The sequence below is a fragment of the Micromonospora sp. CNZ296 genome, from assembly GCF_007827635.1.
The window spans coordinates 263,652-276,912 of the sequence record NZ_VISW01000007.1 but is presented as its reverse complement, the minus strand read 5'-3'; the positions used below and the strand labels follow the sequence as shown (position 1 = coordinate 276,912).

At 71.4% G+C, this 13,261-nt stretch carries 14 protein-coding genes; 9 read left to right on the top strand and 5 right to left on the bottom strand.

What is annotated here, in order from left to right:
• The first annotated feature begins 147 nt into the window (after window positions 1-147).
• From FB455_RS14705 to pstB, 6 genes are all read left to right on the top strand, one after another.
• On the top strand, window positions 148-1,002 hold the full coding sequence (locus tag FB455_RS14705) for a polysaccharide deacetylase family protein (RefSeq protein WP_013288824.1): 855 nt from the start codon (window positions 148-150) through the stop codon (window positions 1,000-1,002).
• A gap of 67 nt (window positions 1,003-1,069) precedes the next feature.
• Complete coding sequence (gene mshD / locus FB455_RS14700; RefSeq protein ID WP_030272143.1) at window positions 1,070-2,008, top strand: mycothiol synthase; 939 nt, start codon at window positions 1,070-1,072, stop codon at window positions 2,006-2,008.
• A 233-nt stretch (window positions 2,009-2,241) separates the two neighbouring features.
• Window positions 2,242-3,345 (top strand): phosphate ABC transporter substrate-binding protein PstS, encoded by a 1,104-nt coding sequence (pstS, locus tag FB455_RS14695; protein ID WP_013288826.1) that lies wholly within the window; start codon window positions 2,242-2,244, stop codon window positions 3,343-3,345.
• 41 nt (window positions 3,346-3,386) lie between these two features.
• Window positions 3,387-4,472, top strand: coding sequence for a phosphate ABC transporter permease subunit PstC (gene pstC / locus FB455_RS14690; protein WP_013288827.1), 1,086 nt, complete (start codon window positions 3,387-3,389; stop codon window positions 4,470-4,472).
• Window positions 4,469-5,557 carry a phosphate ABC transporter permease PstA gene (gene pstA / locus FB455_RS14685; RefSeq protein ID WP_013288828.1) on the top strand — a complete coding sequence of 363 codons (1,089 nt, stop codon included), beginning with the start codon at window positions 4,469-4,471 and terminating at the stop codon, window positions 5,555-5,557. Before pstC ends, pstA begins: the two co-directional genes overlap by 4 nt.
• 20 nt (window positions 5,558-5,577) lie before the next feature.
• Window positions 5,578-6,354: a phosphate ABC transporter ATP-binding protein PstB gene (gene pstB / locus FB455_RS14680; RefSeq protein WP_013288829.1), complete on the top strand. Its 777-nt coding sequence runs from the start codon at window positions 5,578-5,580 to the stop codon at window positions 6,352-6,354.
• Window positions 6,355-6,424: 70 nt separating this feature from the next.
• Here pstB and FB455_RS14675 read toward each other — a convergent pair whose 3' ends face one another.
• Entirely contained in the window at window positions 6,425-7,252 is an 828-nt protein-coding gene (locus tag FB455_RS14675; protein ID WP_013288830.1) for an NUDIX hydrolase, read from the bottom strand.
• Between the two features lie 277 nt (window positions 7,253-7,529).
• On the opposite strand from FB455_RS14675, the gene FB455_RS34770 reads away from it, so the two are divergent.
• Window positions 7,530-7,667, top strand: a complete 138-nt coding sequence (locus FB455_RS34770) for a hypothetical protein (protein ID WP_232236700.1) — start codon at window positions 7,530-7,532, stop codon at window positions 7,665-7,667.
• A 124-nt stretch (window positions 7,668-7,791) separates the two neighbouring features.
• A complete protein-coding gene (locus FB455_RS14665; protein WP_013475100.1) occupies window positions 7,792-8,760 on the top strand; it encodes a Gfo/Idh/MocA family protein in 969 nt (322 codons plus the stop codon).
• Between the two features lie 43 nt (window positions 8,761-8,803).
• Here FB455_RS14665 and FB455_RS14660 read toward each other — a convergent pair whose 3' ends face one another.
• The 3 genes from FB455_RS14660 to FB455_RS14650 all read right to left on the bottom strand — a co-directional run bounded on the left by FB455_RS14660 (window position 8,804) and on the right by FB455_RS14650 (window position 11,540).
• Entirely contained in the window at window positions 8,804-9,808 is a 1,005-nt protein-coding gene (locus tag FB455_RS14660; RefSeq protein WP_013288833.1) for an inorganic phosphate transporter, read from the bottom strand.
• A 4-nt stretch (window positions 9,809-9,812) separates the two neighbouring features.
• Window positions 9,813-10,439, bottom strand: a complete 627-nt coding sequence (locus FB455_RS14655; RefSeq protein ID WP_013288834.1) for a DUF47 domain-containing protein — start codon at window positions 10,437-10,439, stop codon at window positions 9,813-9,815.
• A 150-nt stretch (window positions 10,440-10,589) separates the two neighbouring features.
• Window positions 10,590-11,540, bottom strand: a complete 951-nt coding sequence (locus FB455_RS14650; protein ID WP_013288835.1) for a PPK2 family polyphosphate kinase — start codon at window positions 11,538-11,540, stop codon at window positions 10,590-10,592.
• 187 nt (window positions 11,541-11,727) lie between these two features.
• Between FB455_RS14650 and sigJ the strand changes: the two genes are divergently transcribed.
• Window positions 11,728-12,681, top strand: coding sequence for an RNA polymerase sigma factor SigJ (gene sigJ, locus FB455_RS14645; protein ID WP_145753712.1), 954 nt, complete (start codon window positions 11,728-11,730; stop codon window positions 12,679-12,681).
• A 6-nt stretch (window positions 12,682-12,687) separates the two neighbouring features.
• On the opposite strand, the gene FB455_RS14640 is transcribed toward sigJ, so the two are convergent.
• On the bottom strand, window positions 12,688-13,194 hold the full coding sequence (locus FB455_RS14640) for a DUF402 domain-containing protein (protein WP_071097610.1): 507 nt from the start codon (window positions 13,192-13,194) through the stop codon (window positions 12,688-12,690).
• Between the last annotated feature and the right edge of the window lie 67 nt (window positions 13,195-13,261).

The window sequence follows — 13,261 nt, the reverse complement described above, 5'->3', positions numbered from 1 at the left end:
CCCACGCCCCACCCCGCTAGAGGGCACTTTTCTTATATGCCCTTTTTGCCCGATCAGTCAGCCATATCCTGGCTGCCGGAATTGTCGGGCTAAGGGGGCGACGGTGCGTGCGGTGACCACGGGGGCGACGAACGGCCGGTGCCGCTGATGCGGGGCTCTACGCTGCGCGCCGCCGGGCTCGTGACAGTCGTACTGGCCGGCCTGCTCGGATCCGCGTTCGCGCTGGGCCGCAGCCTGGTGCCCGACCCGCATCCGTCGGCCGCCGGAGTCGCCACCACGCTCAACGGGCCGCGCTACGGCGAGCAGCCACCCAGCACCGACTTCCCGGGCGGCACGGCCAGCCCCCGGCCGAGCCCCGACGCCGCGCCGGACGCCGCACCGGTCGAGCCCGGCGGCGACGGCCCGTACGGCGCCCTGGTCGCCACCGGCTCCTCCCAGGTCGCGCTCACCTTCGACGACGGCCCCGACCCCCGCTGGACACCGCAGGTACTCGCACTGCTGGCCCAGTACGGCGTACGGGCGACCTTCTGCGTCGTCGGCGAGAACGTCGAGGCCCACCCGGACCTGGTCCGGTCGATCGTGGCCGAGGGCCACACGCTGTGCAACCACTCCTGGAACCACGACGTCAACCTGGGCAAGCGAGCCCCGGCGACGATCCGGGCCGACCTGCTGCGCACGAACGACGCGATCCTGGCCGCCGCGCCCGACGCGCGGATCGCGTACTACCGCCAGCCCGGCGGGGCCTGGACGCCGTCCGTCATGTCGGCCTGCGCCGACCTGAGTCTCACCCCGCTGCACTGGAGTGTGGACCCGTCGGACTGGAAGGCGCCGGGCGCCACCACCATCGAGGCGATGGTCCGCTCGCAGATGGGGCCCGGCGCGATCGTGCTCATGCACGACGCGGGCGGGGACCGGTCCGGCACCGTCAGCGCGTTGCAGCAACTCCTGCCCGAACTGCTGGCCCGGTTCGAGCTGGAGGCGCTGCCCGTCGGCAGCCCGTGACGAGCGCCACCGATCGCCGTCGTCGTCCGACGGGAACCGCGGCCCGCCTGCCGCTACCGTGACTTAGATGAGCAGCACCGAGCCGACGAGTGGTGCCGGGGCCGACGGGATCGACCGGGCGGACCGGCTGACGCCGGACGAGGTCGCCGAGGTGCTGGCGCTGGCCCGCGCCGCCGGTGACGCCGACGGCGCCGACCCGCTCGACGAGCACGTGCTGCTGCGGCTGCGCGACCCCGAGGCACCCGCCGTGCACCTCACCGCCCGGACCACCGAGGGCACCCTCACCGGGTACGCGCACCTCGACACCACCGCCCCGGCCGAGGGAGTCGGCGTGGAGATGGTCGTGCACCCGGCGTACCGGCGGCGTGGCTCCGGCCGGGCGCTGGCCCGTGGCGTGGTGGCCGCCGCGTCCGGACCGCTGCGCGCCTGGGCGCACGGCGACCACCCGTCGGCCGCCGCACTGGCCGTCGACCTGGGCTTCTCCCGGGCGCGGGTGCTCTGGCAGATGCGCCGTCCGCTCACCGCCGAGCTGCCGGCACCGGTCGTACCGGAGGGCGTGACGCTGCGCGCGTTCCGCCCCGGCGAGGACGACGAGGCCTGGCTGGCGGTGAACAACGCCGCCTTCGCCCAGCACCCGGAGCAGGGCAAGTGGACGCTCGACGACCTGCGCGTCCGCATCGCCGAGCCGTGGTTCGACAGGGCCGGATTCCTGCTCGCCGTCGACTCCGCCACCGGGCGGCTGCTCGGCTTCCACTGGACCAAGGTGCACGAGCAGCAGGGCTCGGCCCGCATCGGCGAGGTCTACGTGCTCGGCGTCGACCCGTCCGCGCACCGGGGCGGGCTGGGCCGGGTGCTCACCGCCGCGGGCCTGACCCACCTGCGCGACGAGCGCGGGCTGGACCGGGTGATGCTCTACGTGGACGAGAGCAACACCGCCGCTGTGGCGCTCTACGAGCGGCTGGGCTTCGCGCACTGGTCCGCGCACGTCAACTACCAGCTCGGCTGAGCGCTCGCCGGCCCCGGAAATTCGCCACAAAGGCGATAGCGGGCTGCTAGTTCACGAAATGGACAACCCCTCCTCAGCGTACGGCCACCTCGTCGGCTGAACGTGTTCACCGCGCGTTCACTTACGTCCGGCGAACCGTCCACCTGGCCCTCCTACCTTTCGTGTCAGCCGGTCAGCGCCGGCCCCCGGCACTCCGGGCGACCTGACCAAAGACGTGAAGGGAAACCCCTCAAGTGAAGCTCCAGCGGCACGGCGCCATCGCCTGTCTCGCTCTTACCGCGGTTCTCGGTCTCAGCGCCTGCGGCTCGGACAACAACGAGCCGGCCGGTGCCTCCGCCTCCGGTTCCGCCGCCGCGGTGGACTGCGCGACGGGCACGCTGAACGCGCAGGGCTCCTCCGCCCAGAAGAACGCCATGGCCGAGTGGATCAAGGCTTACCAGCAGAAGTGCGCCGGCACCACGATCAACTACGAGCCGAGCGGCTCGGGCGCCGGCATCCAGGCCTTCATCGCCGGCACCGCCGACTTCGCCGGCTCGGACTCCGCCCTCAAGCCGGAAGAGCAGCCGCAGGCCGACGCCAAGTGCACCGGCGGCCAGGCGCTCAACCTGCCGATGGTCATCGGCCCGGTCGCCGTCGTCTACAACGTCAGTGGCGCGGACAACCTCCAGTTCAGCCCGGCCACCCTGGCGAAGATCTTCGCCGGCAAGGTGACCAAGTGGGACGACGCGGCGATCAAGGCCGACAACCCGGACGCCAAGCTGCCGTCGACCGCGATCCAGGCGGTGCACCGCTCGGACGAGTCGGGCACCACCGACAACTTCACCAAGTACCTCTCCAAGACCGCCGAGGCGGACTGGACGCTCGGCAACTCCAAGGCGTGGAAGGCCCCGGGCGGCGTCGGCGCGGCCAAGTCCGACGGTGTGGCCAGCAAGGTCAAGAGCACCGACGGCACCATCAGCTACGTCGAGTGGTCGTACGCCGAGAACTCCGACCTGAAGATGGCGAAGATCAAGAACGGCAACGGCGAGTTCGTCGAGCTGACCGGCGACTCGGCCGGCAAGACCATCGCGGGCGCCAAGTTCGAGGGTCAGGGCAACGACCTGAAGATGTCGATCGACTACAACACCAAGGAGGCCGGGGCGTACCCGATCGTCCTGGCGACCTACGAGATCGTCTGCAGCAAGGGCCTCGCCGCCGACAAGCTGCCGCTGGTCAAGGGCCTGCTCGGCCACGCCGCCAGCGCCGAGGGGCAGAAGGAGCTCGTCGAGCTGGGCTACGCGCCGCTGCCCGAGACCGTCCGCACCAAGGTCGAGGCCGCGGTCAAGAGCCTCTCCTGACGCTCTGACCGACACCTCCTCAACACGAAGCGAGCGAGCAGATGGGTGACACCCCTCACCGCTCGGCCCACGCCGGCACCGGCGGGAACCCCGTGACCACGAGTCACGAGCGACCCGCCGGTGCCTCGGCGCGTGTGGCCGAGCGCCCCGGTAACCCGGGCCGCCCCGACGGTGGCCTCGGCGGCGGCGGCGCCCTCCCTCGGGCCCGCGCCTTCGGCGCGGAACGGGCGTTCCGCGGCCTGACCCTGGCCGCCGGCACCACGGTCCTGGTGGTCATCGCGGCCATCGCGATCTTCCTGATCGCCAAGGCCGTCCCGGCGCTGCGGGCCAACACCGAGTCGTTCTGGACGTTCGAGGGCTGGTTCCCGAACGACGACCCGCCGCAGTTCGGCATCGGCGCGCTCGCCTTCGGCACGGTCCTGAGCTCGCTGCTGGCGCTGCTCATGGCGGTGCCGGTCGCGCTGGGCATCGCCCTGTACCTGTCGCACTACGCGCCCCGGCGGCTCGGCAACGCCCTGGGCTTCCTGATCGACCTGCTGGCCGCCGTGCCGAGCGTCGTGTTCGGCCTCTGGGGCCGGGACTACTTCGCCCAGCCGGTCGCCGACCTGTCCGCGTGGCTGAACAGGTACTTCGGCTGGATCCCGATCTTCGGCGACGGCCCGTACGGCAACTCGATCCTGCTCGGCTCGGTGGTGCTCGCCATCATGGTGCTGCCGATCGTCACCTCGCTGTCCCGCGAGGTGTTCCGGCAGACCCCGACCGCCAACGAGGAGGCCGCGCTCGCGCTCGGCGCCACCCGCTGGGAGATGATCCGCACCGCGGTCCTCCCGTACGGGCGGCCCGGCGTCATCGCCGCGGTGATGCTCGGCCTGGGCCGGGCGCTCGGCGAGACCATCGCGCTGGCGCTCACGCTCGGCTCCACGTACGCCATCTCGTTCAACATCCTGCAGAGCGGCGGCAACTCGATCGCCGCGAACATCGCCAACCGGTTCGCCGAGGCGAACGACACCGGCCGGGGCGCACTCATCGCCTCCGGCCTGGTGCTGTTCGCGATCACGCTGATCGTCAACATCACCGCGCGGGCGATCATCCACCGGCGGCGCGAGTTCACGGAGTCGGCCGCATGACCACTACCCTCACCCCCCGCCGCCCGCGCCCGCCGGCCCAGCCGGCCACGCTGCGGGCGAGGCGGCTTCCCGCGTACGCCGCTCCGGCCATCGCCGTCGCGGCACTGCTGCTCGCGGCGGCCCTGGTGTACGGCGCCGGCATCGGCGGCCCGGTCCTGGTCGTGGTGGTCGGCGCGCTGTTCTACCTGGCCGGTCTGTTCGCCGCGGCCAACGCGGTGGAGGGCCGCCGGTCGGCCCGCAACCGCACCTGGAGCGCGCTGATCCACTCCGCGTTCGTGCTGGCGGTGCTGCCGCTGGCCTCGGTGGTCTGGACGCTTGTCAGCAAGGGCTCCGAGCGGCTGGACGCCAACTTCTTCGGCACCTCGATGAACAACATCGGCTCGCGGGACGCCAACGGCGGCGCGTACCACGCGATCGTCGGCACGTTGCAGCAGGTAGGCATCGCCACCCTGATCACGGTGCCGCTCGGCGTGCTCTGCGCGATCTACATCGTCGAGTACGGCCGGGGCCGGTTCGCGTTCACCATCCGCTTCTTCGTGGACGTGATGACCGGCATCCCGTCGATCGTCACCGGCCTGTTCGTGCTGGCCTTCTGGGTGCTGGTCGTCTCGCCGTGGTTCAACGACGGCCGGCCGGGCTTCTCCGGCTTCGCCGCCGCGCTGGCGCTGAGCGTGCTGATGCTGCCCACAGTGGTCCGCTCCACCGAGGAGATGCTCCGGCTGGTGCCGGCGCCGTTGCGCGAGGGCGCGTACGCCCTGGGCGTACCGAAGTGGAAGACCATCCTGCGGGTCGTGCTGCCGACCGCGCTGCCCGGCATCGTCACCGGCATCATGCTCGCCATCGCGCGGGCCGCCGGTGAGACCGCCCCGGTGCTGCTCGTCGCCGGCGGCGGCGCGGCGATCAACTTCAACCCGTTCGAGAACAACCAGTCGTCGCTGGCCCTCTTCGTCTACCAGCAGGCAGGCGAGGCGTCGAAGTACTCGCCGGCACGGGCGTGGACCGCGGCGCTGACCCTGGTCGCCCTCGTCCTCGTCCTCACCGTCGCGGCGAAGTTGCTGGCCCGTCGTAACCGGCTCGGCCGATGAACCCTGGAGGTACCGCCACCATGGCCAAGCGCATCGAAGCCACGAACGTGACCGCCTACTACGGCGGGTTCAAGGCGATCGAGAACATCAACCTGACCGTCGAGCCGAAGACCGTCACCGCCCTGATCGGGCCGTCCGGCTGCGGCAAGTCCACGTTCCTGCGGTCGATCAACCGGATGCACGAGGTGCTGCCCGGCGCCCGGGTCGAGGGCAGCCTCACCATCGACGACCAGGACATCTACGACCGCGACGTGGACGTCACGGCGGTCCGCCGGATGATCGGCATGGTCTTCCAGCGGCCGAACCCGTTCCCCACCATGAGCATCTTCGAGAACGTGGTGGCGGGCCTGCGGCTCAACGGCGTGCGGCGTAAGTCGATCCTGGAGGAGGCGGCCGAGCGGGCGCTCCGCTCGGCGAACCTGTGGGACGAGGTGAAGGACCGCCTCGCCAAGCCCGGCGCGGGCCTGTCCGGCGGTCAGCAGCAGCGGCTCTGCATCGCCCGCACCATCGCTGTCGAGCCGCAGGTGGTGCTGATGGACGAGCCCTGCTCGGCGCTGGACCCGATCTCCACGCTGGCCATCGAGGACCTGATGTTCCAGCTCAAGGACAAGTTCACCATCATCATCGTCACGCACAACATGCAGCAGGCCGCGCGGGTGTCGGACCGAACCGCCTTCTTCTCGATCGAGAAGACCGGCGACCCGGGGCGCCTGATCGAGTACGACAACACCCAGAAGATCTTCAGCAACCCGAGCCAGAAGAAGACCGAGGACTACATCACCGGCCGCTTCGGCTGAGGTGTAAGGAGGGGCCCCTGTTAACGCCTCCGGTAGAGGAAGGGGCCCCTCTTAACACCGCCGGCCGAGGTCAGCTCAGGCGGAAGCGGGGCTCGGCACCGTCCAGGCCGTCGATGTGGGGCAGGATCGGCGTACCCGGCTCTCGCTCTGCCGCAGCGCGGGCCACGCCGGCGAGGTCGCCCGCGGCGGCGACCTCGGCGAGCGTGACCATTGTGGGCGGCAGCATGGTCAGCTCGCCGGCCTCGGTCCGGGCCAGGGCGTCCGCCGGGCGCAGCCACAGCGTGTGGTCGGCCTCGCCGGAGACGTCCCGGGTCCGCTGCCCCTCGGGCAGCAGGGCCACGAAGAAGTACGTGTCGAAGCGGCGCGGCTCGAACTCCGGGGTGATCCACCGGCTCCACGGCAGCAGCAGGTCGGACCGGAGCGTCAGGCCCCGACCGGCCAGCAGGTCCGCGAAGCCGACCCGCCGTCCCTCCAGATCCTGCCGGGCCGTCTCCCAGTCGTCTCCGCTCACGTCGCCGACCACGGTGTCCGGGTCCGGCCCGGCGAGCAGCACGCCCGCCTCCTCGAAGACCTCGCGGGCGGCGGCGCACACCACTGCCTGCGCGGCGGCCGGGTCGAGCCGGAGGCGCTCACCCCACGCCGCCGGGTCCGGGCCGGCCCAGCCGAGGTGCGCCTCCGAGTCGGAGCGGTCCACCCCGCCGCCGGGGAAGGCGTACATGCCGCCGAACGTCATCGCCGCCACCCGGCGGATCATGTAGACCTCGAAGCCGTCGCCGGCCGGGCGGAGCAGCAGCACGGTGGCGGCGACCCGGGGTACGGCTGGTACGGCGCCCTCGGCCTGGAACCGGCGGGCGTGCTCCACCAGGGCGGGGGGTGCGGCGAAGCCGTCGATCGTCATGCGCCGAGCCTAGTTCGCGACGGGCGGCCCGGCCCGGCGGCGGCCGGGCGGAGACGCACGCCGCCTCACCCACACTCCCCGACCGCGCCGTCTGGTCACGATGCGTAGTTTTCGGCCCCGGAGCAACAGACACCCCTCTGCCGCCTTTGCTCTGCAGCCAGATCCGCATCGGCAACCGTCCGTGATCGGTGCGCATGAGGCTGCAGAGCAAAGTCGGCGAGAGGTAGTCAGTCCAGCTCGCGCCAGCGCCGACTTATGTCCGGTTGATCGCTTTTCGGTGCCTAGCTTCGACGAGGAGGAGGGCGGCAGCCGTCACTCTGCGCAGTCTTCACGCTACGTGTTCACCGCGAAGCGGCACGACGTCAAGCTGTTCAACGTCATGGTCCACGTGCTGACCGAGACCAGCCGACGCTGACGGTGCGTCGGGCGATGATCGAACGGGCCGCCCGGGCCGCCGCCGACACCCACGGCACCGCCTGACGTCCCGACGGGTGGATCACCCTGCCGGCCCCGGAGCGGGAAGGGATAGCGTGCCCGGCATGACGCGTTGGGGAATCCTGGCCACCGGAAACATCGCCGCCCGCTTCGCCGAGGATCTGCGGCTGGTGCCGGACGCCGAGCTGGTCGCGGTCGGCTCGCGTACCCGGGAGAGCGCCGAACTGTTCGCGCGCCGGCACGACGTGCCGCGGGCGTACGCCTCGTGGGCGGAACTGGCCGCGGACCCGGACCTGGACGCGATCTACGTGGCAACGCCGCACGCCGCGCACCACGAGGCGGCGCTCGCCTGCCTGGCCGGCGGCAAGGCCGTGCTGGTGGAGAAGCCGTGCACGCTGGACCTGCCGACCACCACCGAGCTGGTGGAGACGGCCCGCGCCCGAGGGCTGTTCCTCATGGAGGCCATGTGGATGCGGACGAACCCGCTGATCCTGCGGGTGCTGGAGCTGATCCGGGACGGCGCGATCGGTGAGGTGACGCACGTACGGGCGGACTTCGGCGTGGCCGGCCCGTTCCCGCCGGAGCACCGGATGCGGGCCCGCACGCTCGGCGGCGGCGCGCTGCTGGACCTCGGCGTCTACCCGCTGAGCCTGGCCCACCTGGTGCTCGGCGTGCCGCAGCACGTGCAGGCGTGGGCCAAGCTGACCCCGGAGGCGGTGGACGAGAACACCGGCATGGTGCTCGGCTGGGACTCCGGCGCGGTGGCGACGCTCAGCTGCGGCATGGTCGGCGCGACCGAGATCTCCGCGTCGATCACCGGTACGACCGGCCGGATCGACCTGCCCGAGCTGTTCTTCCGGCCCGCGCACGTGGTGCTGCACCGGGCCGGCGCCGAGCCGGAGACGATCCCGGCGGACCTGACCGGCGGCGGTTACCAGTACGAGGCGATCGAGGTGCAGCGCTGCCTGGCGGCCGGGCTGACCGAGAGCCCGCTGGTCCCGCACTCCGCCACGCTCGAGGTGATGGGCCTGATCGACGACATCAAGGCCCGGATCGGCGTCTCCTACGCGTGAGGGGTCCCCCGCCACGGCGGGGAACCCCTCGGCGTCAGGTCACTCAGAACAAGGGCCGGACCAGCAGGTACGCGAGGCAGGCGATCGCGGCGGCGGCCGGGAACGTGATAATCCAGGCGATCACGATGTTGCCGGCCACGTTCCAGCGCACCGCGGAGAGCCGTTTCGTCGCGCCCACACCCATGATCGCCGAGGTGATCGTGTGCGTGGTGGAGATCGGGGCCTTCAGCACCAGCGCGTTGAAGTAGAGCACCGCGCTGGCCACGGTCTCGGCTGCGAAGCCCTCGGCCGGGCCGAGGTCGATGATCTTCCGGCCGAGCGTCCGGATGATCCGCCAGCCGCCCGCGTACGTGCCGGCGGCCAGCATCGCGGCGGAGGTCCAGAAGACCCAGCCCGGGATGTGCGTCTTGCTCTCCTGGAAACCGCCGGTGTAGAGCGCGAGCACGATGATGCCCATGGTCTTGGCGGCGTCCTGCATGCCGTGGCCGACCGACATGGCGGCGGCGGACGCGGTCTGCGCCCACCGGAAGCCACGGCTGAGCTTGCCGGGCTGGCCCTTCCGGAACAGCCACATGATCGCCAGCATCATCAGGAAGCCGAGGATCAGGCCGACCACCGGCGAGAGCACCATCGGGATGAGGACCTTCTCGATGATGGTGCCCCACTGGACGATGCCGTCGGCGGCGAACAGGGTGGCGCCGACCAGGCCGCCGAAGAGGGCGTGCGAGGACGAGGACGGCAGGCCGAAGTACCAGGTGATCAGGTTCCAGATGATCGCGCCGAGTACGCCGGCGAAGACCACGCCGAGGCTCTCCACCCCGGTCGGCAACGTCACCAGCCCGTCGCCGACCGTCTTGGCCACCCCGGCGCCGAAGTGCGCGCCGACGAAGTTGCCGACGGCGGCCAGCGCGAGCGCGATCCGGGGGGTCAGCGCCCGGGTCGAGATACTGGTGGCGATCGCGTTGGCCGCGTCATGGAAGCCGTTCGTGTAGTCGAACGCCATGGCGACCGCGATCACCGCCAGCACGGCGATGAGTTCGGGTGTCACTGGATCAGGACTCCTTGACCGCGATGGTCTCGACGGTGTTGGCGACGTGCTCGAAGGCGTCGCAGGCGGCCTCCAGCTCGTCGGCCACCTCCTTCATCTTCAGCACCGTGAGCGCGTCGTACTCACCGGAGAAGAGGCGGACCAGCAGCATCCGGTACGCCTGGTCGCCGTCGTTCTCGAGCCGGTTGCACTCGATCCAGTAGTCCTCGAGATCCTTCATCGACTTCAGCCGGGGCATCGCCTCGGCGGTGAGCTTGGCCTGCAGGTCGAGCACGTTGACCAGCTCGTGCAGCTCGCGCGGGAGCGACGGGAGCTTGGTCAGGCCGTACAGGTAGAGCAGGTTGCCGACCGCCTCCAGGTGGTCCATCACGTCGTCGAGCAGCGAGCCCAGCCGGTAGATGTCCTCCCGGTCGAACGGCGTGATGAACGTGGAGTTGATCTTCTTGTACAGCTCGTGCGTGATCTGGTCGCTGTCGTGCTCGATGTCGGTCAGCCGCTCGCTGATCGACTGCACGTCGGCACCGGGCAGACCCAGCTCGTTGAGCAGTTCGGTCCCCTTCACCAGGTTCTGCGCGGCCCTGGTGAAGAGCTCGTAGAAGGCGCCCTCGGTGGGACGGAAGGAAAACTTCACAGCACGGACCTCGTCGTGTCGGTGGAAGGGTGGCCGTCGCCCCCCCGGGCGTCTGCTCTGCGCATGCTAGGGACCGCGCCGAACCCACTTTCGATCGGCCCACCCCTGGTCAGGCCCGATTCACCGCTCGTTCACCTTCCGTTCACCTGATCACGGACGGCGCTGGCTCCGTAACCGGTCACGCTCCCGTTCGACGTCGAAATCGGCAGGCGGATACCCCAGATCCAACCCGCCGAACGTCTCCCGCAGCAGGTGGGCGACCGCCCAGTCCCGATACCACTTGCGGTCCGCCGGCACCACGAACCAGGGCGCGGCGTCCGTGCCGCAACGCTCCAGAGCCTCGGCGTACGCGTCCTGGTAGTCGCCCCAGCGTGCCCGGGTGTCCAGGTCGCTGGGGTTGAACTTCCAGAACTTCGTCGGGTCGGTGAGCCGCTCCATCAGTCGCTCGCCCTGCTCGGCGTACGAGATGTGCAGCATGACCTTCACCACTGTGACCGCCTGCTCGGTCAGTTCCCGCTCGAAATCGTTGATGATCGCGTACCGGGACCGCCAGGTCGCCTCGTCGACCAGCCCTTCGACCCGGGCGATGAGCACGTCCTCGTAGTGGGAGCGGTTGAACACGCCCACGTACCCGGGTGGCGGCAGCGCCCGGCGTACCCGCCACAGGAAGTCGTGCCGCAACTCCTCCTCGGTCGGCGGCCCGAACGAGCGGATGTGCAACCCGAGCGGGTTCATCGCGCCCGCCACCCGCTTGACCGTGCCGTCCTTGCCACCGCAGTCCATCGCCTGGAGCACCAGCAGCACCCGGCGCGGCCGGTCGCCGTCCAGCCCGGCGTCCGCCTGCGCCGGCGCGCTGGTGGCGCTGCCCGGCCCGGCGGCGCCCTGCGCGGAGGCGTACAGCATCTCCTGCTGCCGCCCCAGTTCCGCGCCGATCAGCTCGACCTGGGCCCGCGCCCACTCCTTGCGCGCCGGCCCGTGCCCGGCCGCCACCGGAAGCCCCGGCGTCGACCGGGGATCGACAGCCGCCAGATCGACAGTGCCCGGCCCCACCCGAAGCAGTTCCCGCATAGGCCCGCCGTCGGGCCCCACCACCTCACTCATCCCCCGATCCTCACCCCCGGAGCCGTTCCCCGCCCGCCCCGCCCCGTCGATCTTGCAGTTGCGGCCCCTGGTACGCCCGGAAAGCACCGTTTGCCGGGGCGGCAAGTGCAAGATCGGCGAGGGTGGGCGGGGTGCCGGCGAGGGTGGGCGGGTGCCGTGACGGGCGGTGGGGCGGGAGAATGAGGGGGTGGACGAGCTTGCGGGGGAGTTCGAGGCGGAACGAGGGCGTCTCCTGGCGGTCGCGCAACGGATGCTGGGCAGCCGCAGCGAGGCCGAGGACGCGGTGCAGGAGACCTGGCTTCGCTTCTCCGGCGCGCTGAGCGACCCGGGGGAGCGCGCCCGCGTACGCGATCTGCGGGGCTGGCTCATCACCACCTGTTCCCGGATCTGCCTGGACGTGCTCCGCTCCGCCCGGGTGCGCCGGGAGGCGTACCCCGGTCAGTGGCTCCCCGAGCCGGTGGTGACAGCGGCGCCGGCGGCGGACGGGTTCGCGCCCGACCCGGCCGAGCGGGCGGTACGGGCCGACCAGCTCGGCACCGCGCTGCTGGTGGTGCTGGAACGGCTGACGCCGGAGCAGCGGGTGGCGTTCGTGCTGCACGACGTGTTCGCGGTGCCGTTCTCCGACGTGGCGGACGTGCTCGCGGTGACGCCGGAGGCGGCCCGTCAGCTGGCGTCGCGCGCCCGCCGGGCGGTGCACGGGCCGGACGCGCCCCGGCACAGCGCCGACCTCGCCGAGCAGCGGCGGGTGCTCGCCGCGTTCGCCGCCGCGGTGGAGTCCGGTGAGCTGGAGCAGCTGGTCCGCGTGCTCGCCCCGGACGTGGTGTCGATCGGCGACGCCGGCGGCCACTTCCCGGCCGGTCGCCGGCCGGTGGTCGGTGTGGAGTCGGTCGGCCGCCTGCTGCTCGGCCTCTACGGCCAGGCCCGGCAGCGGGGTGGCCTGCGCGGACGCCCGGTGCTGGTGGACGGCACGCTGGGATGGCAGACGGAGTTCTTCCACCGGGACGGGCGAACCATTCGGATGGTCACCTCGTTCGCGATCCACGAGGGGCGGGTCACCGGTGTGTTCAACCAGCTCAACCCGGCCAAGGTCGGCGAGCTGCCGCCGCTGGGCCCGGACGCCGCCTGGCCGCCGCGCTGGTGAGCCGGCTCAGACCACCAGTGCGAGCCATTTCCGGTACGACGTGGCGAACGGCTCGGTGCCGTCGCCGAGCGCGCCGAGCAGCCAGCGGGACGCGGCCTCGGCCTCGGTGACCACGTCCTCCGGGTAGCCCCAGCGGGCCCGGTGCACGGCGAACTCGTCCTCGTCGCGCAGCTCGACCAGGCCGGTCTCACGGCGGCGCACCACGTCCAGGTCGAGGTCGATCAGGTGGACCGTCTCCTCACCCTCCCAGCGGGCCGGGGTGGCGATGTCGCAGTAGACCTCGCTGGTGCGCGGCGGCGGGTTGAACATGCCGGTCCACCACCCGTGGTGCGGCACCAGCAGGACGAACGGGATCTGCTCGACCGACGGGCGGCCGTGGTAGACGGACTCGGTGCCGGCGGGCACGCCGAGCCAGACGCCGAGATCGTCCTCGGCGAGCCGGCGGGCCGGGTAGTCGCGGTGTGCGCTGCCGTCGTACTTGCGGTAGATCACGCGGACCACATCGCTCGGCATGCCTGGCACCCTAACCGATTCCGGCCACGCCACGCGATCGGGAGGTAACCGGACGCGACCCGCCGTC